Origin of the sequence: Tsukamurella soli, assembly GCF_039541155.1 — a bacterium.
Lineage (GTDB): Bacteria > Actinomycetota > Actinomycetes > Mycobacteriales > Mycobacteriaceae > Tsukamurella > Tsukamurella soli.
The window spans coordinates 125,853-149,749 of sequence record NZ_BAABFR010000001.1; the positions used below are offsets into that span (position 1 = coordinate 125,853).

The window sequence follows — 23,897 nt, forward strand, 5'->3', positions numbered from 1 at the left end:
TCAGCCGCTGGTCTCCGCGGGTTGCAGAGCGTCGTGCACGGTCTGCGCGGTCGCGCGCCCGATGCCGGGGACCTCGGTGATCTCCTCCACGCTCGCGACGCGCAGCTTCGCGACCGAGCCGAAGTGCTTGACCAGCGCACTCTTCCGGGTCGGGCCGAGTCCGGGGATGTCGTCGAGGGCGCTCGCCGTCATCCGCCTGGTGCGCTTGCTGCGGTGGAACGTTATCGCGAACCGGTGCGCCTCATCGCGCACGCGCTGCAGGAGGAACAGGGCGTCGGAGCTACGGGGCAGGATCACGGGGTCGTCGTCGCCGGGCACCCATACCTCCTCGAGCCGCTTCGCCAGCCCGACGACCGCAACGTCGGTCACGCCGAGCTCGTCGAGCACCGCCTGCGCGGCCGCCGCCTGCGGCGCACCGCCGTCGACCACGAACAGGTTGGGCGGGTATGCGAAGCGCCGCGGACGGCCCGTCTGCGGGTCGATCCCGGCATGGGTGGCCAGGTCTCCCCCATCGCCCAGGTCTTCCCCCGCGCCCGACTCCAGCAGGTCACCGGCCGGCACTGCGCTGGACGCCGTGCCCCCGCCCGCGTCCGCGCGATGTCGCAGGAAGCGACGGCGGGTGACCTCCGCGATCGAGGCGACGTCGTCGCTGTGCCCGTCACCTGCGGCCTCTTTGATCGCGTAGTGACGGTAATCGGACTTACGCGGCAGCCCGTCCTCGAACACGACGAGCGAGGCCACCACGTCGGTGCCCTGCACGTGACTGATGTCGATGCACTCGATGCGCAGCGGAGCGGAGTCGAGGTCGAGCGCGTCCTGCAGGCCCTGCAGCGCGGCCGATCGGGCGGTCAGGTCGCCTGACCGCTTCAGCTTGTGCTGGTGCAGCGCCTCCGCCGCGTTCCGGGCCACCGTCTCGGCCAGTGCCTTCTTGTCGCCACGTTGCGGAACCCGCAGGGACACATGGGATCCCCGTAGCGCGGTCAACCACTGCTGCAACTCGCCCGCGTCCTCTGGGAGCTCCGGCACAAGCACCTCCCGCGGCACGGGCGCGAACGTGTCCGGGGAGGTCGCGGCCTGATCCGCCTCGCCGCCGTAGAACTGGGTGAGGAACTGCCCGACCATCTCCGCCACCTCGGACGAGCTGTCCTCGGCGGCGTCCATCCGTTCGGTGCCCGCCTTCTCGACCACCCAGCCGCGCTGGCCACGCACCCGACCGCCGCGGACGTGGAAGATCTGGACGGCCGCCTCCAGTTCGTCGGATGCGAAGGCGACAACGTCTGCGTCGGTACCGTCGCCCAGCACCACCGCCTGCTTCTCGACGGCCTTCCGCAGCGCAGCGACGTCGTCGCGCAGCCGGGCCGCACGCTCGAAATCGAGTTCTTCGGATGCGGCGAACATGTCCGCCTCGAGGTGCCTGATCAGCACGTCCGTCTTACCGGCGAGGAAGTCGCAGAAGTCCTCGACGATCTCCCGATGCCGCTGCGGTGTCACCCGTCCGACACACGGGGCGGAGCACTTGTCGATGTAGCCGAGCAGACACGGACGGCCGATCTGATTGTGCCGCTTGAACACTCCTGCCGAGCACGTCCGCGCCGGAAACACCCTCAGCAGTAGGTCGAGTGTTTCGCGGATGGCCCATGCGTGCGAGTACGGGCCGAAGTAGCGCACCCCCTTCCTACGCGGCCCGCGGTACACGTAGAGCCGCGGGAACTCCTCGTTGAGAGTGACGGCCAGCATCGGGTACGTCTTGTCGTCCCGGTAGCGGACGTTGAACTGCGGGTCGAACTCCTTGATCCAGTTGTATTCGAGCTGCAGCGCCTCGACCTCGGTACCCACGACGGTCCATTCGACCGACGCCGCGGTGTGCACCATCTGGTACGTGCGCGGGTGCAGCGAGTAGACATCGGCGAAGTACGAGCTCAGCCGACTACGCAGCGACTTGGCCTTGCCGACGTAGACCACGCGACCGTGCGTATCACGGAACTTGTACACCCCGGGCGCGGTGGGGATCGTTCCGGTTGCGGGCCGGTAGGTCGACGGGTCTGCCACGCGATCCAGGGTAGGCCGCACCTACGACACGGAGTCTCCGCGGTGCGGCAGCTCACCGGGAGCCGCTACCAGAGGTACGGCACCAGCCTCTTTCTGCCCTGCCAGCCCGACCCTCCGAATTTGTCGTACACCCGTGCGACCCTACGGTCCTAGTGTTCGATCCCGGGAGGAGCCCACCATGACCAGCAATCCGATCGACCTCGAAATCCCGCCGCTCACGCCCGATGAGGCGGTGCGGATGAAGTCGATCGTCGTGGCGTCCCTCCCGCCGACGGTCCGCGGCCGTGTATTCGGGCGGTTCCTGCTGGTGTACTCGGTAGCGGCGCCGAGCGTTCAGGCCGCGGTAGACCTACGTCCCGCCGGCGCCATGGCGGCGGGGGTGTCCGATCATGATTTCGCGGTGGTCGCCAAGGATTTCGCCGACGAGGCAGTCGTCTCGCTGACGCTCGCGGCGCTGCGCGACGGTGTCACGGCCGACGCCGTGTTCCCCTACCTGCGAGCCGCGCCCGACGGTGCCGATCCGCTGCCCGGATACCCCGACCGCGCGACGGTGCCGGGCTTCGAGCTGGTCGCCGCGGTACGGACGGAGACCGGGGCCCGGGTCCTCGAATCCACCGAGGAGTTCGGGCATCTCGGCGACGTCGACCGGATGTGGGGTTCGGCGCTCGCCAATCTACGGTCCCTCCGCCCGCCGCTGCGCCAGGTCTTCCAGTCGGGGTCGCGGCGAGCTCCGACGACGCTGCACGTCCTCCGGTTCGCCGATCCGTTCGGCGCGGCCCGCCTTGCGGATCTCGACGACCTGCTGCACCGCCATCTGCCCGAGGCGGGGACGCGCCCGGTGGTGTCGGTCCCCGATCCGCGCACGATGGTGGTGCTGCCCACGGATCCGAGCCCCGGGCCGCAGGGGTACTGCCGGCTCGCCGTTCTGACGCGGCGGCTGTATCTGGCCGCATCGACCCCGCTCTCCTCACTGTTGTGGTTCGCCGAGCCGTGGTTCGCCGACGACGCGGCAGGTCCGGCCGAGCGGGGCCTGACTCCGTGCCGCCCGGTGCCGGTCGGCGACGCGCGCGGGCGGAGCGGCTTCGCACCTACTCCGACCCTCGAGCGCCTGCTCGGCATCGATCCGATGCGCGCATCGGGGACGCCGCAGCGGGCGCGCCGCGCCGGGTCGGCCGCCTGACGCGTCGACGGCGGTGATCCACGGGCGGCCGATCTCGACCTCGCCGAGATCCACGACCTCGACAACGACGACGACCGAGCGGAGGCTCTGCAGCACGAAGGTCGGGAGATGCTCCGCAAGGGAGGCCCGTGCCGGGGGACTACACAGATCCATCCGCCCCGACCACGACGAGGCCACCGTCGGCGTACCGGGCGCGCAGAACCTTCTTGTCGAACTTGCCCACGCTGGTCTTGGGCACCGCGTCGACGAAGGACCAGCTGTCGGGGATCTGCCACTTGGCGAACTTCGTGGCGAGGTGCTCACGCAGCGCGGCGACCGACGGTGCCGCCCCCTCGCGCACGACCACCGCCACCAGGGGGCGCTCGTCCCATTTGGCGTCGGGGATTCCGATGGCGGCGGCCTCGAGCACATCAGGGTGTGCCATCACCTCGTTCTCGAGGTCGACGGACGAGATCCATTCGCCGCCGGACTTGATGACATCCTTCGAGCGGTCGACCAGGGTCAGGTAGCCGTTGGGCGTCACCTTGCCGATGTCACCGGTCCGCAGCCAGCCGTCGTCGAACTTGTCTGCGCCGACGGGCTTCGACTCGTCCGGCGTGTAGTACGAGGCGGTCGCCCACGGTCCGCGGATCTCGATCTCGCCGAGGGACTCCCCGTCGGGAGGCACCAGCCGGTCGTCCGCGTCGACGAGGCGCGCACGGATGCCCGGCAGGAAGCGCCCCTGCGTGTAGCGGTAGCGCCAGGCCTCGTCAGCGTCGGCGCCCCGCGGCGCCCAGGCGAGCGTGGCCAGCGGCGAGATCTCGGTCATGCCCCAGGCCTGGATGATGTCGACGCCGTGCCGCTCGGAGAAGGCGCGCATCAGCGACGGCGGAACCGCCGAGCCGCCGACGACCACGTGCCGCAGGTGTGAGATATCTTGCGGCACAGCGTCGAGGCGCTGCAGCACGCCGATCCAGACGGCCGGCACCGCCGCGGCGAATGTCGGCCGCTCCTCGGCGAGCAACCGGAGGACGTACTCGGGCTGCAGGAACCGGTCGGGCATCACGACCGACGCGCCGGCCATCAGCGTCGCGTACGGGATTCCCCACGACATGGCGTGGAACATCGGCACGATGGGCAGCACGGTATCGGTCGGCGACACGCCCATCCCATAGCTGGCGCACACCTGTAGGGAATGCAGCCAGATCGAACGATGCGAGTACACGACACCTTTCGGGTCGCCGGTGGTGCCCGAGGTGTAGCACGCGGCGGCCGCGGCGCGCTCGTCGATGTCGGGCCACGCGTAGCTGTCGGGCTGGGCGTCCAGCAGCTGCCGGTAGTCGTGTACCTCCACTCCGTGAGGCGCATCCACTCCGGCCGGATCGCCGTTCGTCACGACGATGTGCCGCACGGTGGTCATCCCAGGCAGCGCGGCGTTCAACTGCGGCAGCACCGAATGGTCCGCGATGATCACCTTGTCCGCGGCGTGATTCGCGATGAACGTCGCCTGCTCGGGGAACAGGCGGATGTTCAGCGTGTGCAGCACCGCGCCCATCGCGGGTATCCCCGCGTACGCCGTCATGTGTTCGGTGTTGTTCCACATGAACGTGGCGACACGATCGCCGGGCTTGACCCCCAGCGAGCGCAGGGCGTTCGCCAAGCGCGCCGCCTCCCGGCCCAGGTCCGAGAACGTGATGCGGCGCGTACCGGTGTCGGACCAGGTCGCGACGGTCGCGTCGCCGTGCCAGCCGGTGCCGTACTCGAGCAGAGTGGCCAGGGACATCTGCTCGTCCTGCATGGTGGACTGCATGGGAAGGATGCGGTCGGACATGGTTCATGCCTACCGCACACAATCACGGGGCGCACCTGTTCCGACCTGCTCGTGGGACCCGCTCAGTCGAGCCACATGAAGGGCGTGCCCGGCGCGAGCGCGAGAGGCTGCAAGGCGGCTGGACACCGCCCCGAGCAGCACCCCGACGCCGGTCGAGCACGCAGCCGGCCTGGACCGCGCCTCCGACGGGCCTCGGAGACGGCAGAGGCGCCGCGGCCGTGACCGGCCGCAGCGCCCCGCTGATCGGTGTTACTTGATCTTCGCGCCGAGAGCCTTGGCATCGGCCTGGATCGACGCCAGGGTGGCGTCGGCCTTCGCGCCGGTCAGCGACTTGTCGGTCTGGGCGGTCTGCAGCGTCTTGACGAACGCGGTCAGGCTGCTCTTGGACGAGATCGACACAGCCGACTCACCCTTGGTCAGGGTGGTGATGTCGGTGCCCAGCTTGGCCGAGAGGGCGGTCGCGGTCTTGGTGGACTCGATGCCGGACAGCACCGTCTTGACCTGGGCGGCGGTCACGGTCGAGGCCTTCTTGGCAGCCGACGCGGCGGACGACCCGGTGGCGGCGGACGCCGACTTGGAGGCGCTGGCGGACGCGGCGACATGCACGGTCGGGGCCGCACCGGAAGCCGGCGTGCTGGCGTACGCGACGGTGAGGGCGGGCGCCGCGCAAGCTGCGACGATACCGGCGGTAGCCAGGACGTGGCGGGCGTTGATCTTCATGGTGATACTCGTCTTCCTGTCGGGACGTCGGTCTCATTGCCGACTCGGCAACGCGACTGAGGCTAAGCCATCTGTAGCCTGAATTCCACCTGTGAATTCGGTTTGATCGAAACACGGCAGCGGTCGGATGTGGTTGCCGGACATTCCCTTTGTCATGGCTTTGCACTACCATCACCCGACTGGGCATATACAGGTTGTCGTTATCGTGCCGTGATCGAAACGTTATCGCAGGTGACGGCGTCGCGGCCGAAAAGCCCTGCCGCAGCCGCGATACGACAGGACGGATATCGGTCACCGGCGGCAAACCGCCGGAACGGCGCAGTGCAAAATCTTGGTGAAATCTTCTGGCAGACCCGCTCGATGTCCGAAACCACCTGGATCGGTGCCGTCGACGACACGTTCCGACGCGACGCGCTGAGGCGCATGCAGTCGGCGTGCACCCGAAACCTGTCGTACCGCCGTGCGACATTCGTCTCGAGCAGACGACGGCATAGCAGGGGGCACCATGACCGATATCCCGGACAGCCACGCGCAGCATCGCGTGCCGACCGTCGGAGCTCCCCGGTACCCTCGCACCGTGATGGATGCCCTCACCACGGATGAGCCACGCGAGTCACGACCGTTCGCCCATGTCAACGCACAGCATGCGGCGCTGTACCGGAGGGTGATGGGGGCGTTCGTCACCGCCAAACGGCGGTTCACCGTGCACCTGCGCCCCGAGGACGTTCGCGAGCACCTGGCCGCTGTCGCCGGTGAGGCACCCGACCACGAGGCCGTGGTCGATGCTCTGACCAGCCTCGAGCAGTGGGGCAATCTACGCGCCGACCCGGACACCAGCCGCGTCACCACGGTAGAAGACTTCCATCGAGCGCGGTACCTGTACCAGATGACCCGGGAGGGGGCGGCCGCCGAGACCGCGCTCGCCGCCTACGACGAGGCTCTCGGCCGCCGGGGCGCGCTCCAACGGGTCGCCTTGAGCGACATCGCGACCCAGCTGCGGGCACTGCTCGCGCTGGCCGGCGGGTCCGACGAGGCTCGGGCCTACTACGCGCTCGAGACACTGGCGAGCAGGTTCGACGAGCTGGCGGACAACGCCCAGGCGTTCATGGCGTCGCTGCAGCGGACCATCGACCTGCACGACGCCGAGGTCGAGGCATTCCTCGCCTACAAGGATCGGCTGATCGACTACCTCGAGCAGTTCATCAAGGACCTGGTGGCCACCGGCAGTGAGATCGCGCAGCTGATCGAGCAGCTGGAAGGCGGAGGCGCCGACGCCCTCCTCGACGACGCCGCACGGCACGTCAGCCGCGATGCGGTGCCGGACGGCACCGACGATTACGTCGACCGCGAGTTCGCGCGTCAACGCGTGCTGTGGGCCGATCGGTGGGCGGGTTTCCACGCCTGGTTCCTGAGCGGGCCGAGCCACCCCAGCCAGGCGACGCTCCTGCGCACCCAGGCCCGTGCCGCGGTCCCGCGCCTGCTGCGGGTGGTGTCGGTGCTCAACGACCGCCGCACGGGCCGGTCCGACCGCTCGGCAGACTTCCGCGAGCTCGCACTGTGGTTCGCGCAGGCGCCGGACGACGAGGCCATGCATCGGCTCTGGCGCGCGGCGTTCGGCCTGCACTCGGCGCGGCACCTGACGGTGGACGCCGACACCGTCGACGCCCGCGACGCCTCGCCCGTCCCCCCGTCGACGCCGTGGGCGGCGGCGCCGCCCATCGAGATCAGTCCGCGGCTGCGCCAGACCGGCCAGTACGAGCGCCGCGGGAGACCGAACCAGGTGATCGACCGCTCAGCGCAGCGCAGGGCGCTCGCCGAACGCGCGCGACTCGAGGCGGAGCAAACGGCAGCGGCGCGCGACGCCCTGCTCGACCGGGTGGGCGAGACCATCCGGCTCTCCGACGTCGGCGAGCTCGACCCCCACGCGTTCCGGCTGTTCCTCGCGCTGCTCGGAGCCGCGTTGGCCGCCAAGACCCCGGGCCGCGATCGGGCCGAGGCCACCACCACCGACGGCACGCTCACCATCGGACTCACCGAACTGAAGGACGCCGCCACCGCTGAGATCCACACCGACGCGGGCGTCTTCCGCGGCCCCGATCACCTGCTGCAGGTCACCGATCTCACCGGCGAGTACGTCGGGCGCCGGGCCGAGGCGTCATGAGCGACCTGACCGACGCCCTCACCGCCACACTCGCGGATGAGCGCCGGCGCGCCGCGCGAGCGGTCCTGCGGCGGCCGCTGCTGCGTGCCGACGGCGCCCACGCCGACGCTTTCGTCCTCGTCACCCGCCATCAGTCCCACCTGCGCGACTGGTTCGATCGTGAGACCGGCTGGCGCCTGCTGGTCAACAGCGAGGTCGCCCGGCTGGTCAAGACGCCGGCGTACGCGGGCGACCACACCCACCCCGCGCTCGATCCCGCCCGCGGGCTCGCCTTCACCCGCCGTCGGTACGTTCTCGTCTGCCTCGCGCTGGCGGCCCTCGAGCGCGCGGACGCACAGATCACATTGGGCCGGCTCGCCGAGCAGCTGGTGATGGCCGCGGCCGAGCCCGAGCTCGCCGACGCCGGGATCGATTTCACCCTCGAACGCCGCGACGAGCGCAGCGATCTGGTCGCCGTCGCACGGCTGCTCCTATCGATGGGCGCGCTCACCAGGGTGGCTGGAGACGAGCAGGCATTCGTCGACAGCACCGGCGACGTCCTCTACGATGTGCGCCGCCGGGTCACCTCCGCTCTGCTCGCGACCGCACGGGGCCCGTCGGTGGTAGGTGAGGAGAGGTTCGCCGACCGCCTGGACGCGGTCACCGCGGAGCCGCCGGCGGGCACCGACGAACTACGCAACCGGCGTATCCGGCACCGTCTCACCCGGATCCTGCTCGACGAACCGGTGCTGTACTACAACTCCTGTACCGAGGCCGAACTCGTCTACCTCACCAGTCAACGCTCGGCGATCTGTCAACGGATCAGCGCGTTCACCGGCCTGGTACCGGAGATCCGCGCCGAGGGCATCGCGATGGTCGACCCCGCCGACGATCTCACCGACGTCCGGATGCCGGAGGTGGGAACCGACGGCCACGCCGCCCTGTTGCTCGCCGAGCGCCTGGCGTCGGCCATCGGTACACCCGTACCGGTACCCGATCTGCAGACCTGGATCGCCGACATCGCAACGGATCTCGTCGCTCGCCGCCTGTGGAAGAGGGCCGCCGGCGAGCCGGGCGCCGAGCGGGAGCTGATCGACACCGCGCTCCGCAAACTCGAGGCGCTGCGCCTCGTCGAGCGCTCGCCCCGCGGCGACGCGCCGCCCTGGGTGCGGCCGCTGCCCGCGATCGCACGCTACGCCCTGACGGCCCCGACAGTGACTGGAGGGAACCGATGACTCGCACCCCGCCCACCCCGCTGCGCCACCGCTGGCAGCCGCTCCGCGCGGGCCTCGTCGACCTCTTCTACTACGACGCCGAGGAGTTCTGGTTCCGGGACGGCCGACTCCTGTTGCGCGGCAACAACGGCGCGGGAAAATCGAAGGTACTGGCGCTGACACTGCCGTTCCTGCTCGACGGTGACCTGGCCGCCCACCGCGTGGAACCGGACGCCGATCCGAAGAAGCGCATGGAGTGGAACCTGCTGCTCGGCGGCGCGCACCCGCATCCGGAGCGGATCGGGTACACCTGGCTGGAGTTCGGCCGGCTCGGCGCCGACGGCACAGCGCACTACCTCACGATCGGCTGCGGACTGAAAGCCGTCACCGGGAAGGGCATCGCGGCGCACTGGTTCTTCGTGTCGCCCGAACGGGTCGGCGACGGACTGCACCTGGTGGACCGCAACGGTACCCCGCTCACCCGGGACCGCCTCGGGGATGAACTCGGCGCGACCGGGCGGCGGTTCGACCGGGCGGGCGAGTACCGGTCCGCGGTCGACGAGGCGCTGTTCGGGCTCGGCCAGCAGAGATACGCGGCGCTGATCGATCTGCTGATCCGGCTGCGCCAACCGCAGCTGTCCAAGCGGCCGAGCGAGAAGGCACTATCGGCGGCGCTCACGGAATCCCTTCCCCCGCTGGGACAGGCGGTGCTCGCGGATGTCGCCGAGGCGTTCCGTAGCCTGCAGGAGGACCGCGAGGAGCTCGCGGCCATGAGCGAGGCATTCGGCGCGGCCACCACTTTCCTCACCCACTACCGGAGCTACGCGCGGCTCGCCTGCCGCCGCCAGGCCGCGAAGCCCCGGGTCGCACACTCCCGGTACGAACAGCTCGGCCGCGATCTCGCCGACGCCGAACGCCGGGTGCTCGACGCCGACTCCCGGCGCGCCGCCGTCGCCGCGACGCTCGGCGAGGTGGAGCGCGAGTCCGACCGACTCACCGCGCATGAGGAAGCACTGCGCTCGTCCACCGCGATGGAGGCCGCGACGCAGCTCGACAGCGCCCGGAAGACCGCGACGCTGCTCGCGCAGCAGGCACAGCGCGCCGCCGACGACCGCGACATCGCCGCCGAGGCAGCCGCCGACCGGCAGGAGCGGTTCGAGGCCGCCGTCGCCGCATTGGACGCGGCCCGGGAAGCGGCAAGCCTGGCTCGGAACGCGGCGAGCACGGCGAGTGACGGTGCCGCACTGTCGGATCGGCACGCGGCGGACGTCGACGCGGCACTCGGCACCATCGAGATCGCCGAGCTGCGGCGGGTGGTCGCGGCGCTGGTCGCGACGCAGCAGGCCGCCGTCCGACGCGTGGAGACGCTGGTGACGGAGGTCGAGCGACGCGGGCGGGACCTGACCGCAGCGCGCGCCCGGTTCGCCGAGCTCGACGCCCGAGCCGCCGAGCCCGCCGACGCCCGCGCCGCCGCAGGGACCCGCGTGGCCGACGCCACTGTGGTTCTGTCTCGGGAGACCCGCGAGCATCTCTCCGCCGCAACCGAACTGCGCCTCACCGACCCACACGACGTGTTCGAGGAACTGCGGGCGTGGTGCGAATCCCTCGCCGGCGACAACCCGTACACCGTTGCGGTCGCCGACCTGGCGGCGGAGGTCCGCGACGGGGTCGCCCGCACCGACGCCGCGGAGGAGGCCGCCGCCGCGGCGCTGCGCGCCGAGTTGGATCAGCTCGAGACCGAGCAGGACCGTCTGGAGTCGGGCCACGTCGACGCCCCGCCGCCGCGATACACCGTCGACCCCGAGCGCGCAGGCACCCCGCTATGGCGGCTCGTCGACTTCACGCGCAAGGCTCGGATGAAGGACCGGGCCGGGCTCGAGGCCGCGTTGGAGGCGTCCGGCGCCCTCGATGCGCGCGTCAGCGCCGACGGCGCCCTGGTCGGCTCCGATCTCGTCGTCACGGCCGGCGACCCCGCCCCGGGGCGCTCTCTGGCCGACGTGCTGACGCCGGCGATCGACCCCGACGATCCCGAGGCCGTGGCTGTGGGCGCCGACACCGTCGCCGCCGTTCTGGCGGCCGTCGGGCTAGGCCCGGGCCACCACACCTGGGTCGACACCGACGGGCGTTTCCGGGTCGGCGCACTGACGGGCGCGTGGCGCAAGGACGCCGCCCAGTACATCGGCGCGGGGGCACGCGAGCAGGCGCGGCGGCGCAGGCTCGCGGAGCTGGCGGAGGCGATCGCAGCGGTCGACGGGCAGATCGCCGAGGTGGCCGAGCGCCGCACCGTGCTCGCGGAGCGGCGGGCGACGGTCACCCTCGAGCACAAGTCGGAGGCCAAGCGGTCTTAGGAAGACAACCACTAGTCCCAACTCCTTGGCTCACAGAACGACATGGCTACGATCCGACTTCCCCCAACCGGTTGCGGCGCGGGGCTCATCGCGCGCCCAGGGCCGCGTGCATGTCCTGCAGGCTGCGCACGCCGATGTCGCCCCGCAGCGCCGCCTCGATGCCCTGGACCGCCGCCGAGGCGCCCGCCGTGGTGGTGACGCACGGTACCGACGCCTGCACCGCAGCCGTGCGGATCTCGTAGCCGTCGACGCGCGGCCCGGTGTTGCCGAACGGTGTGTTGATGATCAGGCCCACGTCGCCGTCCTTGATCCGCTGCACGATCGACACCTCACCCGCGGGGATCACGTCCGAGTGCTTGTGCACTGTCTCCACCTGGATCCCGTTGCGGCGCAGCACGTCCGCGGTCCCGGCGGTCGCCAGGATCGAGAAACCGAGGTCGGCCAGGCGCTTGACCGGGAAGATCAGCGCGCGCTTGTCCTTGTTGGCCACCGACACGAAGACGTTGCCCGAGCGGGGCAGCGAACCGTTCACCGCGGTCTGCGACTTGGCGAACGCCGTGCCGAAGTCGGCGGCCACGCCCATCACCTCGCCCGTGGACTTCATCTCCGGGGACAGCAGCGAGTCGACGCCCGTGCCGTCGGCGCGGCGGAACCGGTTGAACGGGAGCACGGCCTCCTTGACCGACACCGGCGCGTCGGCCGGCACGTAGGAACCGTCTCCGGTGGGCGGCAGCAGCCCCTCGGCGCGCAGGTCGGCGATGGTGGCGCCCAGCATCACCCGCGCACACGCCTTGGCGAGGGACACCGACGTGGCCTTGGATACGAACGGCACCGTCCGCGACGCGCGCGGGTTGGCCTCAAGCACGTACAGGATGTCGTCCTTGAGCGCGTACTGAACGTTGAGCAGCCCGTGCACCCCGATGCCCTTGGCCAGCGCCTCGGTGGAGCGGCGGACCGCCTCGATGTCACTGCGCCCCAGGGTGATCGGCGGCAGCGAGCACGCCGAGTCGCCGGAGTGGATGCCGGCCTCCTCGATGTGCTCCATGATCCCGCCGATGTACACCTCGCCGGTGGCGTCGCACAGGGCGTCGACGTCGATCTCGATCGCGTCCTCGAGGAACCGGTCCACCAGCACGGGGTGTTCAGGAGTCAGCTCGGTCGCACGGGAGATGTAGTCGCGCAGCGAGTCCTCGTCGTACACGATCTCCATGCCGCGGCCGCCGAGCACGTACGACGGACGCACCAGCACCGGGTAGCCGATCGTCGCGGCGACGTCCCGCGCACCGTCGAACGTGGTGGCGGTCCCGAACTTCGGCGCCGGAAGCCCCGCCTCGGTGAGCACACGGCCGAACTCGCCGCGGTCCTCGGCGAGGTCGATCGCCTCGGGCGAGGTACCCACGATCGGCAGGCCCGCCTCCTTCAGCCGGGCCGCCAGGCCCAACGGGGTCTGGCCGCCGAGCGTCACGATCACGCCGGCAACCGTGCCGGACTGCGACTCGCTGAGATAGACCTCGAGCACGTCCTCGAAGGTCAGCGGCTCGAAGTACAGGCGGTCGGCGGTGTCGTAGTCGGTGGACACGGTCTCCGGGTTGCAGTTGACCATGACGGTCTCGTAGCCGGCGGCCGACAGGGCCAGCGCGGCGTGCACGCACGAGTAGTCGAACTCGATGCCCTGCCCGATGCGGTTGGGGCCGGAGCCGAGGATCAGCACCTTCGGCCGGTCCGGCTGCGGCGCGACCTCGGTCTCGGACGTGGGATCGAGCTCGTACGCCGAGTAGTGGTATGGAGTCTTGGCCTCGAACTCCGCCGCGCAGGTGTCGACGGTCTTGTAGACGGGGCGGATCCCGTTGCTGTGCCGGAAGTCCCGCACCGCCGCCTCGGTGTCCAGGGACCGCGGAGCTCCAGCCGCCCGCCCGCTCGCGGCGCGCCCGGCGCGGAGGCTCGCGATCTGCAGGTCCGACAGGCCCAGGGTCTTCGCGGCGCGGACGGTGTCGACGTCGAGCCGGTCGGCGCCGGCGAGCGCGTCGCCGAAGTCGCTGACGGCCTTGATCTCCTCCAGGAACCACGGGTCGATGGCCGTGGCGGCGTACACGTCGGCCACCGCGGCGCCCAGCTCGAAGGCCCGCTGCACCAGGTAGATCCGGCCGTCCTTCGGGGTCTTGATCGCCTCGAGCAACTCCGGCAGCGTCCCCTCGACGGCGGGGCCGGTCCAGAAGCCCTGCCGCTTGGTCTCGAGCGAGCGCAGCACCTTCCCGAGCGCCTCGGCGAAGCTGCGGCCCAACGACATCGCCTCGCCCACCGACTTCATGGTGGTGGTGAGGGTGTCGTCCGCGCCCGGGAACTTCTCGAACGCGAACCGCGGCGCCTTGACCACCACGTAGTCGAGCGTCGGCTCGAAGCACGCCGGTGTCTCGCCCGTGATGTCGTTGAGGATCTCGTCGAGCGTGTAGCCCACGGCGAGCTTCGCAGCGATCTTGGCGATCGGGAAGCCGGTGGCCTTGGACGCGAGCGCCGAGCTGCGGGAGACCCGGGGGTTCATCTCGATGGTCACGAGCCGGCCGTCCGCGGGGTTGAGCGCGAACTGGATGTTGCAGCCACCGGTGTCGACGCCGACTTCGCGGAGGATGGCGATCGACTGGTCACGCATGACCTGGTACTCGCGGTCGGTGAGGGTCATCGCGGGGGCGACGGTGATCGAGTCGCCCGTGTGCACGCCCACCGGGTCGACATTCTCGATCGAGCACACGACCACCACGTTGTCGCGGCCGTCGCGCATCAGCTCGAGCTCGAACTCCTTCCAGCCCAGGATGGACTCCTCGATGAGCACGTTCGCCGTCGGCGACGCCGCCAGGCCGGCGCCCGCGATGCGCATCAGATCGGTCTCGTCGTACGCCATGCCTGAGCCCAGGCCGCCCATCGTGAACGACGGGCGGACCACCACCGGGTAGCCGAGCTCGGCGACCGTGTCCTTGCACTCGTCGAGGGAGTAGCAGACCCGCGACCGCGCGGACTCGCCGCCGATCTTCGCGACGATGTCCTTGAACTTCTGCCGGTCCTCGCCGCGCTGGATCGCGTCGAAGTCGGCGCCGATCAGCCGGATCCCGTGCTTGGCCAGGATGCCCTGCTCGTGCAGCGCGACGGCGGTGTTGAGCGCGGTCTGCCCGCCCAGGGTGGCGAGCACCGAGTCGATCGGGTGGCCGGCGGCCGCCTCACGCTCGATGACCTTCTCGACGAACTCCGCTGTGATCGGCTCGATGTAGGTGGCGTCGGCGAACTCGGGGTCGGTCATGATGGTCGCGGGGTTGGAGTTGACCAGCGATACCCGCAGGCCCTCCGCGCGGAGCACGCGGCAGGCCTGGGTGCCGGAGTAGTCGAACTCGCACGCCTGGCCGATGACGATCGGCCCGGAGCCGATCACCAGAACGTGCTCGATGTCTTTCCGGCGTGGCATTACTTCTCTCCTACTGTCAAGATCTCACGAACTCCGTCTCGGAAGACGCGGAAACTGGCTGATCTGTTCTTCTCGATATTCATGTGCGGCGCAATATCCCGTGCCGCCTGGATCTTCGCGAGCCCGCCCCTGTGTACCGGAACCTTGGACACGAGTCGAGAGAACGCCTCCCACGTTCCTCCACCGATCGCATCCGGATCGCGGTAGACGGACTTCGCAGCGAACGACGGCACGGCCGGGTATGCCGCGCGGACCGCTGCCTCGTCTCCGAAGTACCACGCTTCGAGCTCCTCGACGGCGATCCGACTCACGACGGTCATCGCGCTGCGACGACCGCCCGCCCGTACCTGGGTGAGGGTGCCGGCACCTGCCTTGGTGACGAACTCATCCAGCTGACGTTTGAGGTCGTGGCAATCCTGCTGATCACGGTCGACCACCACAACCACCGGCCCCGCATGGTAGCGCGCGAGACCGTTGAGCCGGGCGGGCAGCTTCTTCAGCAGGTTCGTCTTCCCGTCGAACGAGTGGATGACGAACGCGGCCTGCGGTTCGATCCGTGGCAGAAGCACCGCCAGGAACTCCTTCATCGACGGTTCTTCCGTGAACACCTCGACCAGATTCGGCGTCGTCACGACCCGGGTCCCGCGTGCGCGATGAAGTTCTCGTTCCACAAGTCGCCCAGGTGCCCACCGGCCGCCACCTGCGCGACCAGCTTCAGGTCGTCGCTCGCCCGAGCGACCGAAGCGTATCCGTCGGCGCCGCGCGAGATCGTCCACAGCTCGGCAGGTTCCAAGCCACTGACGAACTCCGGCGAGTGGGTGGTGACGAACACCTGGGATCGTCCGGAGACGCTGCGGATCACCTCGACGAGGTCGGTGAGGACCTCAGGGTGCAGCTGGTTCTCCGGTTCCTCGATCCCGAACATCATCGGCGGATCCGGATCGAAGAGAACCGTGAGGTACGCGAGTAGCTTCATGGTTCCGTCGCTCACATTGCGCGACAAGATGAGCTCATCAAACGCACGATCCTTCAGCCGCAGCAGCAAGCGGCCATCGGGCATGACCGAGGTCTCGAAGCCCTCCAGCTGGGGAACCAACCGTCCGAGTTCGGCAAAGATCCGGCGCAGTCGCTCCGGATGCTTCTCCTGGAGGTATTGAATGACGTTCGGAAGGTTGTCTCCAGTCTTGTTCAGTTGTCGCTGCGGGCCGGACTCCGGTTGCGACCGAGTCGCGCTCGGCTCGACGTAGGATAGATACCAGCCCGAGACCAAATCACGCAGGTATCGCACACGCGGGTGCTGGTCGAAGTTCGCAAGCGCCGTGACCGCGAGAGTGCTCGGCGACGCCAAAGACTGCTCCCGGTACACACCCTTCTCCTCGTCGTACCAACGACCTGAACCGTGTTCGTAACGAACGATCTCACGCGGGCGTCCAGATCCCGGCGCTGTTGACCAACTGACGATCTCACTGGCTACGACGGGCGCTCTGTCCTGCTCCTCGATCCGGAGCTGGTAACGAGCTTTGCGCAGCCCGGAAGTCCCCAGCCCGGGCGCGCGGTAGCCGATCTCGAACCCGATCGGACCGTCGCTGCCTCTAGACCGAATCCCTGCCATCCGGTTTCGGCGGTTCCACGCAGTCTCCAACCCTTCACTGAAGGACTCATGAAGGAACGCCAACGCGTCGAACACCGTCGACTTCCCGCTACCGTTGGCTCCGATGAGCACGGTCAGCGGCGTCACCCGCGTGAAATGGACCTCCTTGAGAACACGGTAATTCCACACCGAGAAGTCCTCGATGACCGGGGCGGCACTCACTGCACGTCTCCCCCCATCACCGAAGCGAAGCGGTCGAAGAGGTACGCGGCGTCGTGTGGGCCCGCGGCCGCCTCGGGGTGGTACTGCACCGAGAAGGCGCGACCGTCGAGCAGCTCGACCCCCTCGACGGTTCCGTCGTTGGCGCACACGTGGCTCACGCGACCGCGGCCGAACGGCGTGTCGAACTCACTCCCGCGTTCGCCCTCGAGCGCGAACCCGTGGTTCTGCGCGGTGATCGAGATCCGGCCGGTGGCGTCCTCGACGACGGGGATGTTGATGCCGCGGTGGCCGAACTTCATCTTGTAGGTGCCCAGGCCCAGTGCGCGACCGAGCAGTTGGTTGCCGAGGCAGATCCCGAACAGCGGCAGTCCGGCGCCCAGCACCTCGCGGGTCAGAGCCACCTCCCGCTCGGCGGTGGCCGGGTCACCGGGGCCGTTGGACAGGAAGAAGCCGTCCGGGTTCAGGTCCCGGACCTCGTCGAAGGTCACCGTCGACGGCACGACGTGGACGCGCATCCCGCGCTGCGCGAACATGCGCGGCGTGTTGGTCTTGATCCCCAGGTCGACGGCGACGACGGTGAACGCGGGCTCAGCCCCACTCGACATGACCGGCTCGATCGTGTATGTGTCCGGCGTGGAGACCTCACCGATCAGGTTGCGGCCGGCCATCCCCGGCTGCGCGCGCACCCGGTCGAGCAACTCGGCGTCGGCGGCGAGTGCATCACCGGAGAACACGCCGGCGCGCATCGAGCCGTGATCGCGCAGGCGGCGCACCACCGCGCGGGTGTCGATCCCGGCGATGCCCACGACCTCCTGGCTCGCCAGCTCGTCCTGCAGCGACCGGGTCGCGCGCCAGGAGCTGACCCGGCGGGTGGGGTTGCGGACGGCGTAACCGGCCACCCAGATCCGCCCTCCGCCCGAATTCGGCCCGCTCGCTACGCTCCCGGCGCCGGGCCGAGACTCTCCATCACTGTCGTTCCACCCCGTGTTCCCGATCTGCGGAGCGGTGGCGATCACGATCTGGCGGTCGTACGACGGGTCGGTGAGGGTCTCCTGGTAGCCGGTCATGGCGGTGCAGAAGACGGCCTCGCCGAGGGTCTCGCCCACCGCGCCGAACGCCTGCCCGCGATGGACGGTGCCGTCCTCGAGGACCAGCACGGCCGGCCCGGCCGGGCCCGGCGTGGGTGTCATCAGTGGTGCGGTCATGCCTGTTCGTCCTTCTCGTCGCTCTCACTCACGTCGCCCATGAGGCGGCGGTAATCGGTCTTGTCGTCGGCGCGGAAGCCGGTATCGATGACGGTGCCGGTGGGCAGCTCCCAGCGCAGCACCAGCAGGCCGCCGCCCGGCATCACCTTGCCCGCGAGCTTGCTGGCGAGGCGCACCCCCTCGAGGGCGCCGTCGGCGATCCACATCGGGTTGCCGCGGGACCGCTCGAGCAGGTAGCCGTCGGCGTACCTGCTCACGTTGACCACGGCCCGGAAGCCCCAGTCGCCCACCGCGACCCGGTCCTGCCAGTGCGGCGCGATGGTCGAGCCGACGTACACGCCGCTCACCGGGCCGTACACCAGGTCGGCGAGCCGGTCCGGCGCCGTGGGGATCTCGCCGATCGCGGCGGCCTGCCGCTGGCCGCGCGAGCGCCAGCCCCGCCACATCAGGGCGAACAGCCCGCACAGGGCCAGCAGGACGACCACGATCGTCGCGATGTCGCTCGCGTTCACCGGTTCTCCCCGGGGTCGGCCGCCACACCGTCCCGGGCCGTCACGCGACCGCGCAGCAGGGTGAGCACGGGCTTCGCATCGAACGACATCTCGGCGTACGGGGTGTTGGCCGACAGGCTCGCCAGCTCGTCGCTGCGCACGGTCCACGCGTGGTCGGGGTCGACCAGCACCAGGTTGGCGGGCTCGCCCACGGCGACCGGCCGGCCCTGGTCGTCGAGCCCCGCGATCTGCGCGGGCCGCTCGCTCATGACCCGGGCCACGTCGCGCCAGCTCAGTCCGCCGGGTTCGACGAGGACCTGGGCGACGACCGCCAGCGCGGTCTCGAGGCCCAGCATGCCGGGGCGTGCAGCAGCGAACTCACAGCACTTGTCCTGCTCGGCGTGCGGCGCGTGATCTGTTGCGACGCAGTCGATCACGCCGTCGATAAGGGCCTCCCGCAGCGCCGCGGCATCGGAGGCCTCGCGCAGTGGCGGGTTCACGCGGTTCACCGCGTCGAACGTCTCGAGCCGCGAGTCGTCCAGCAGCAGATGGTGCGGCGTGACCTCGGCGGTGATCGAGATGCCTTGCCCGCGAGCCCACTTCAGCAGCTCGACGGTGCCCGCGGTGGAGGCGTGGCAGATGTGCACCCGCGCCCCGGCGTCCCGCGCGAGCAGCGCGTCACGGGCGACGATGGCCTCCTCGGCGGCGCGCGGCCACCCGGCCAGGCCGAGCCGCGCGGCTGTGGGGCCCTCGTGCGCGACCGCTCCGATCGTCAGCCTCGGCTCCTCGGCGTGCTGCGCGATCACGACGCCGAGCGACGCGGCGTACTCGAGCGCGCGCCGCATCAGCAGCGGGTCGGCGACGCAGACACCGTCGTCGGAGAAGATCCGGACGCGCCCGACCCCCGCCGCCATCATGCCCATCTCGGCGAGCTTCTCGCCCTTCAGCCCGATGGTGACGGCGCCCACGGGGTGCACGTCGACCAGGCCGACCTCCTGCCCGCGCCGATACACGTGGTCGGTGACGACCGCCGAATCGGCGACCGGGTTCGTGTTGGCCATCGCGAAGACCGCGGTGTAGCCGCCGAGTGCGGCTGCGGCGGAACCGCTCTCGACGGTCTCGGTGTCCTCGCGTCCCGGCTCGCGCAGATGTGTGTGCAGGTCGACGAAGCCTGGCAGCAGGACCCGTCCACCGCCGTCTATCACCTCGAGGCCGACCGCGTCACCGCCGGGCGCCGCCAGATCCGGACCGATCTCGGCGATGGTCTGGCCCTCGATGAGTACGTCGACCGGATCGCCCTCGCCGTACGGGCGCACGTTCTTCAGCAGCACGCTCACTCTTCGCCTCCGTCCTTGGCCAATAGGTGGAACAACACGGCCATCCGCACGTGCACACCGTTGTCGACCTGTTGCAGCACCGCCGACCGTGACGAGTCGGCCACCGAGAAGCCGATCTCCATACCGCGCAGCATCGGCCCCGGGTGCAGGACCACGGCGTGGTCCGGCAACATGCGGGTCCGCTTGTCGCTGAGGCCGTACCGCACCGAGTACTCGCGCGCGCTGGGGAAGAAGCCGCCGTTCATCCGCTCGGCCTGCACTCGCAGCATCATCACCGCGTCGGCGCCCGGCAGCTCCGCGTCGAGGCTGTCGGCCACCGTCACCGGCCAGGTCTCGAGGCCCACCGGTAGCAGCGTCCGCGGCGCGACGAGCACGACCTCGGCGCCGAGGGTGGACAGCAGGTGCGCGTTGGAGCGCGCGACCCGGCTGTGCAGCACGTCGCCGACGATCACGACGCGGCGCCCCTCGATGCCGCCGAGCCGCTGGCGCAGCGTGAGCGCGTCGAGCAGTGCCTGCGTGGGGTGCTCGTGCATGCCGTCACCGGCGTTGATCACAGCGGGGCCCGCGGGCCCGCCGGGTGGGTTGGTCCACTGCGCGATCTGCTGCGCGGCGCCCGACGCAGGGTGCCGCACGATCAGTGCGTCGGCGCCCGCAGCGTGCAGGGTCAGCGCGGTGTCCCGCAGCGACTCGCCCTTGGCGACCGAGCTGGACGACGCCGAGACGTTGATCACGTCGGCGCTCATCCACTTCCCGGCGACCTCGAACGAGACGCGCGTGCGGGTCGAGTTCTCGTAGAACACCGTCATGATGGTCCGCCCGCGCAGCGTCGGCAGCTTCTTGACCTCGCGGCCGAGCAGCGCCTGCTGCATACGGTCGGCCTCGTCCAGGATCTCCTCCGCGTCCGCGCGCGGCAGTCCCTCGGTTGCGAGTAGGTGCCGCATCACGCCTCCCCGCCCGCCGCGATCGGTCCCGACTCGATCAGGACGGCATCGGTGCCGTCCTTCTCCTGCAGGCGCACGCGCACGTCCTCGGTGCGCGACGTCGGAATATTCCTGCCCACGTAGTCGGCGCGGATCGGCAGCTGCCGGTGGCCGCGGTCGACGAGCACCGCGAGCTGCACAGCGGCGGGCCGGCCGATGTCACGCAGCGAGTCCAGGGCGGCGCGCACGGTGCGGCCGGAGAAGAGCACGTCGTCGACCAGGATCACGAGCGCGCCGTCGATGCCGCCGTCGGGCACCGTGGTGCGCTCGAGGGGCCGGTGCGGCTTGTGCCGGAGGTCATCGCGGTACAGGGTGATGTCGAGCCGCCCGCAGGGCACGGCGACGCCGGTGAACTCCGCGATGTCGGCGACGAGCCGATCGGCGAGTACCGCGCCGCGGCTGGGGATGCCGAAGACCACCACCCGCACGGGAGGCTCACCCCCGTCGTCGACGGGTCCGCCCGAGTCCAGCGCCGTCTTCTCGATGATCTGATGCGCGATGCGCGCAATGGTCCGCGACACGTCAGCCGCAGACATGAGCTCTCGAGCCATTCGAGACCTCCTTCTCCGCCTCACCGGACGGCTCATTCCGCCTCACCGGACGGACCACAAAGGATGCCTTGATGCGCCCGGAAGCCTACCAGTACGTTCTGTAGGCCATGGAACTGAACACCGCGCAGCGCGAGACCCTCGCCGCCATCGTCGACGCCTTCGCGCCCGGCGACGGTGTCGCGATCCCGGCCGCGACCGCGGTGGGCACCGTCGACGTGGCCGTATCGCTGATCGGGCCCACCCCGAGACTCGGCCAGGACGACGGTCTGGGGAACCTGTTGTCGACATGGGGCAGCCGATTGTTCGCGACCACGGTCCTGGGCACCCGCGGACGCACGTTCGCCGAGTTGTCGCGGGCCGAGCGCGAGCGGGTGCTGGTGGATCTGTCCCGGTCCCGCTTCCCCGCCAAGCGCACGCTGTTCAAGCGGCTGCGCACCATCGCGATCATGTCGTACTACGTGGCGCCGGGATCGTCCGGCTACTCCCCCGTGTGGGAGGCCATCGGGTTCCCGCCACCGCCGCCCCGCAAGCGCCTGCGGGGCCGCGCGCTGCGGGCGGTCAAGCCGCTGTCGCCGACCCGGTTCGAGGTGGACGCGACCGCAGGCTGCGACGTCGTGGTGGTGGGCTCCGGCCCCGGCGGGGCGGCCGCGGCCGCGACGCTCGCCGAGGCCGGCCTGGACGTCATGGTGCTCGAGCGCGGCGACTACCTCGCCGCTCCCGACTTCGCATCCACCGAGTACGACGCCCTGCTCAACCTGTATGCGTCGAGCCCCTTCGTGAGCGACGACGCGCAGACGACCCTGCTGTCCGGGCAGTGCCTGGGCGGCGGGAGCGTGATCGGATACGCCGGCTGCTACCGCCCGTCGGACGCCGTGCGCGCCGACTGGGCCGACCGTGGCCTGACGATGGGCGACGACTTCGACGCCGCGCTGAACGCGGTGTGGCGGCGGCTGGGGGTGACCGACTCCGAGTCGCGGCCGTCGGCGCGGGACGAGTTGCTGGACGCGGGGTGCGCAGCGCTCGGCCTGTCCACCCGTACCGTCGAGCGCGCGGTGGACGACTGCGACCAGGGCGAGGAGTGCGGCCGCTGCGGGCTGGGCTGCCGGCTCGGGGCGAAGCGTACGGCCGCGCAGACGTGGTTACGGGACGCCGAGCGGCGCGGCGCACGGATCGTCACCGGCACGTCCGCGCGAACGATCGAGGTCCGCGACGGGCGCGCGACCGCGGTGGTCGCCCGCACATCCGGCGGGTCGTGGCTGACGGTGCGCTGCCGTGCCGTGGTCGTGGCGGGCGGCGCGTTCCAGACCCCCGCGCTGTTGCATCGGTCGGCGATCGGTGGCATGCACGTGGGCAAGCACCTGCACCTGCACCCCACGGCGACGGCGTTCGGGGTGTTCGAGCAGGTGGTGCGGCCCTGGTCGGGAACGATGACGGCCCGCTACTGCGACGACCACGCCGATCTCGACGGCGAGGGCTTCGGGGTGCTGTACGAGACGGTGCCCGCGACGCCCGCGATGAGCGCGTCGTTCGCCCCCTGGCGCGGCGCGAACGAGCATCTGAACGTGATGCGGCAGCTGCCGCACCTCTCGCACGTGCGGGTCGTGACCCGCGACCGCGGATCCGGCGAGGTGGGCTTCGACCGGTCGGGCGAGCCGACGGTGCGCTACACGCTGGCCGACGCCGACCGGCCGCACGTGCGGGCGGGGCTCGACACCGCGGTGCGGATCCTCGAGGGGGCGGGCGCGCGGCGGATCTTCACCGGCCACCAGTGGGGTAGCGACTACGTACCCGGCGTCCAGTCGCGCGACGCCTTCCTGACCGGCGAACACCAGGCCGGCTACGGCCCCGGCGAGCTGGCCCTGGGGTCGCTCGGCGGGATGAGCACCGCCCGGATGGGCTCGTCCGACCGGCACTCGGTCGCCGACCCGGTCGGCGCGCTGTGGGACGTGCCCAACGTGGTGGTCGCCGATGGGTCGATGCTGCCCAGCGCGGCGGGGGTGCACCCGATGGCGTCCATCGCGGCCCTGTCGCTACTCAATGCGCAGGCACTCGCGGCCGAGCTGACCTGACGGCGGGCTCCGGCGCTGTCAGGCCGGCTCGGGCCCGCTCGCTGCGCGCTGTGACGTCGCCGCGGCGGCCGCGCGCACCTGCGGCGCCAGTGTGGCGATGCGCCCGAGCACGCCGTTGATGTACGACGGCGACTCGTCGGTCGAGAGCTCCTTCGCGAGCTCGACAGCCTCGTCCACCGCCACCGCGGGCGGCACGTCCGCGGCATTGAACAGCTCCCACACGGCGACGCGCAGGATCGCCCGGTCGACCGCCGGCAGCCGCTGCAGCGTCCACTGCTGCAGGTGCGAGCCGATCACCGAGTCGAGCTGCGTCCGGTCGACACCCACGCCCGTGACCAGCGTCTCGGTATAGCCGCTCACGGGCGGCATCGACTCGTCGCCGGCGGCCAACTCGGTACGCTCCGCGATCAGGCCCGGCAGGTCGGTGACCCCGCGGGCCTCGGCCTCGAACAGCAGGTCCACGGCACGCCGACGGGCCTTGTGGCGCGCGCCCAGCTTCTTACGCGGGGCGCGGTCGTCCTGATTGGTCACCAGCGGCC

General features: G+C 70.5%; 16 protein-coding genes. 4 read left to right on the plus strand and 12 right to left on the minus strand.

All coding sequences use genetic code 11. The annotated features are described in order from the left end of the window. A complete protein-coding gene (gene uvrC, locus ABD908_RS00545; protein WP_344989370.1) occupies positions 1 to 2,049 on the minus strand; it encodes an excinuclease ABC subunit UvrC in 2,049 nt (682 codons plus the stop codon). A gap of 178 nt (positions 2,050 to 2,227) precedes the next feature. Here uvrC and ABD908_RS00550 point away from each other — a divergent pair, with 178 nt between their 5' ends. Continuing rightward, complete coding sequence (locus ABD908_RS00550; protein ID WP_344989373.1) at positions 2,228 to 3,229, plus strand: hypothetical protein; 1,002 nt, start codon at positions 2,228 to 2,230, stop codon at positions 3,227 to 3,229. A gap of 139 nt (positions 3,230 to 3,368) precedes the next feature. On the opposite strand, the gene ABD908_RS00555 is transcribed toward ABD908_RS00550, so the two are convergent. Both ABD908_RS00555 and ABD908_RS00560 read right to left on the minus strand, forming a co-directional pair. Continuing rightward, positions 3,369 to 5,018 (minus strand): fatty acid--CoA ligase, encoded by a 1,650-nt coding sequence (locus tag ABD908_RS00555; protein ID WP_344989493.1) that lies wholly within the window; start codon positions 5,016 to 5,018, stop codon positions 3,369 to 3,371. Between the two features lie 270 nt (positions 5,019 to 5,288). Then, complete coding sequence (locus tag ABD908_RS00560) at positions 5,289 to 5,759, minus strand: hypothetical protein (RefSeq protein ID WP_344989376.1); 471 nt, start codon at positions 5,757 to 5,759, stop codon at positions 5,289 to 5,291. A gap of 580 nt (positions 5,760 to 6,339) precedes the next feature. On the opposite strand from ABD908_RS00560, the gene ABD908_RS00565 reads away from it, so the two are divergent. Both ABD908_RS00565 and ABD908_RS00570 read left to right on the plus strand, forming a co-directional pair. Continuing rightward, positions 6,340 to 7,920, plus strand: coding sequence for a TIGR02677 family protein (locus ABD908_RS00565; RefSeq protein WP_344989496.1), 1,581 nt, complete (start codon positions 6,340 to 6,342; stop codon positions 7,918 to 7,920). After that, a complete protein-coding gene (locus ABD908_RS00570) occupies positions 7,917 to 9,134 on the plus strand; it encodes a TIGR02678 family protein (RefSeq protein ID WP_344989379.1) in 1,218 nt (405 codons plus the stop codon). The genes ABD908_RS00565 and ABD908_RS00570 overlap by 4 nt, the downstream gene beginning before the upstream one ends. Before the next feature lie 2,412 nt (positions 9,135 to 11,546). Here the strand turns inward: ABD908_RS00570 and carB are convergent. From carB to pyrR, 8 genes are read right to left on the minus strand one after another with little or no spacing between them, the layout of a single operon-like run. Then, positions 11,547 to 14,912 carry a carbamoyl-phosphate synthase large subunit gene (carB, locus tag ABD908_RS00580; protein WP_344989385.1) on the minus strand — a complete coding sequence of 1,122 codons (3,366 nt, stop codon included), beginning with the start codon at positions 14,910 to 14,912 and terminating at the stop codon, positions 11,547 to 11,549. Continuing rightward, positions 14,912 to 15,544: a DUF4276 family protein gene (locus tag ABD908_RS00585; protein ID WP_344989388.1), complete on the minus strand. Its 633-nt coding sequence runs from the start codon at positions 15,542 to 15,544 to the stop codon at positions 14,912 to 14,914. Before ABD908_RS00585 ends, carB begins: the two co-directional genes overlap by 1 nt. Next, on the minus strand, positions 15,541 to 16,725 hold the full coding sequence (locus ABD908_RS00590; protein ID WP_344989391.1) for an AAA family ATPase: 1,185 nt from the start codon (positions 16,723 to 16,725) through the stop codon (positions 15,541 to 15,543). The genes ABD908_RS00585 and ABD908_RS00590 overlap by 4 nt, the downstream gene beginning before the upstream one ends. After that, positions 16,722 to 17,930, minus strand: a complete 1,209-nt coding sequence (gene carA, locus ABD908_RS00595; protein ID WP_344989394.1) for a glutamine-hydrolyzing carbamoyl-phosphate synthase small subunit — start codon at positions 17,928 to 17,930, stop codon at positions 16,722 to 16,724. The genes ABD908_RS00590 and carA overlap by 4 nt, the downstream gene beginning before the upstream one ends. Beyond that, positions 17,927 to 18,442, minus strand: coding sequence for a PH-like domain-containing protein (locus tag ABD908_RS00600; protein ID WP_344989397.1), 516 nt, complete (start codon positions 18,440 to 18,442; stop codon positions 17,927 to 17,929). The genes carA and ABD908_RS00600 overlap by 4 nt, the downstream gene beginning before the upstream one ends. After that, positions 18,439 to 19,758 carry a dihydroorotase gene (locus ABD908_RS00605; protein ID WP_344989400.1) on the minus strand — a complete coding sequence of 440 codons (1,320 nt, stop codon included), beginning with the start codon at positions 19,756 to 19,758 and terminating at the stop codon, positions 18,439 to 18,441. Before ABD908_RS00605 ends, ABD908_RS00600 begins: the two co-directional genes overlap by 4 nt. Beyond that, entirely contained in the window at positions 19,755 to 20,702 is a 948-nt protein-coding gene (locus ABD908_RS00610) for an aspartate carbamoyltransferase catalytic subunit (protein WP_385920284.1), read from the minus strand. The genes ABD908_RS00605 and ABD908_RS00610 overlap by 4 nt, the downstream gene beginning before the upstream one ends. Next, positions 20,699 to 21,289 (minus strand): bifunctional pyr operon transcriptional regulator/uracil phosphoribosyltransferase PyrR, encoded by a 591-nt coding sequence (pyrR, locus tag ABD908_RS00615; protein ID WP_344989406.1) that lies wholly within the window; start codon positions 21,287 to 21,289, stop codon positions 20,699 to 20,701. Before pyrR ends, ABD908_RS00610 begins: the two co-directional genes overlap by 4 nt. 107 nt (positions 21,290 to 21,396) lie before the next feature. Here pyrR and ABD908_RS00620 point away from each other — a divergent pair, with 107 nt between their 5' ends. Beyond that, positions 21,397 to 23,358 carry an FAD-dependent oxidoreductase gene (locus tag ABD908_RS00620; RefSeq protein ID WP_344989409.1) on the plus strand — a complete coding sequence of 654 codons (1,962 nt, stop codon included), beginning with the start codon at positions 21,397 to 21,399 and terminating at the stop codon, positions 23,356 to 23,358. A gap of 18 nt (positions 23,359 to 23,376) precedes the next feature. On the opposite strand, the gene nusB is transcribed toward ABD908_RS00620, so the two are convergent. Continuing rightward, positions 23,377 to 23,892 carry a transcription antitermination factor NusB gene (gene nusB, locus ABD908_RS00625; protein ID WP_385924265.1) on the minus strand — a complete coding sequence of 172 codons (516 nt, stop codon included), beginning with the start codon at positions 23,890 to 23,892 and terminating at the stop codon, positions 23,377 to 23,379. Positions 23,893 to 23,897: the final 5 nt, after the last annotated feature.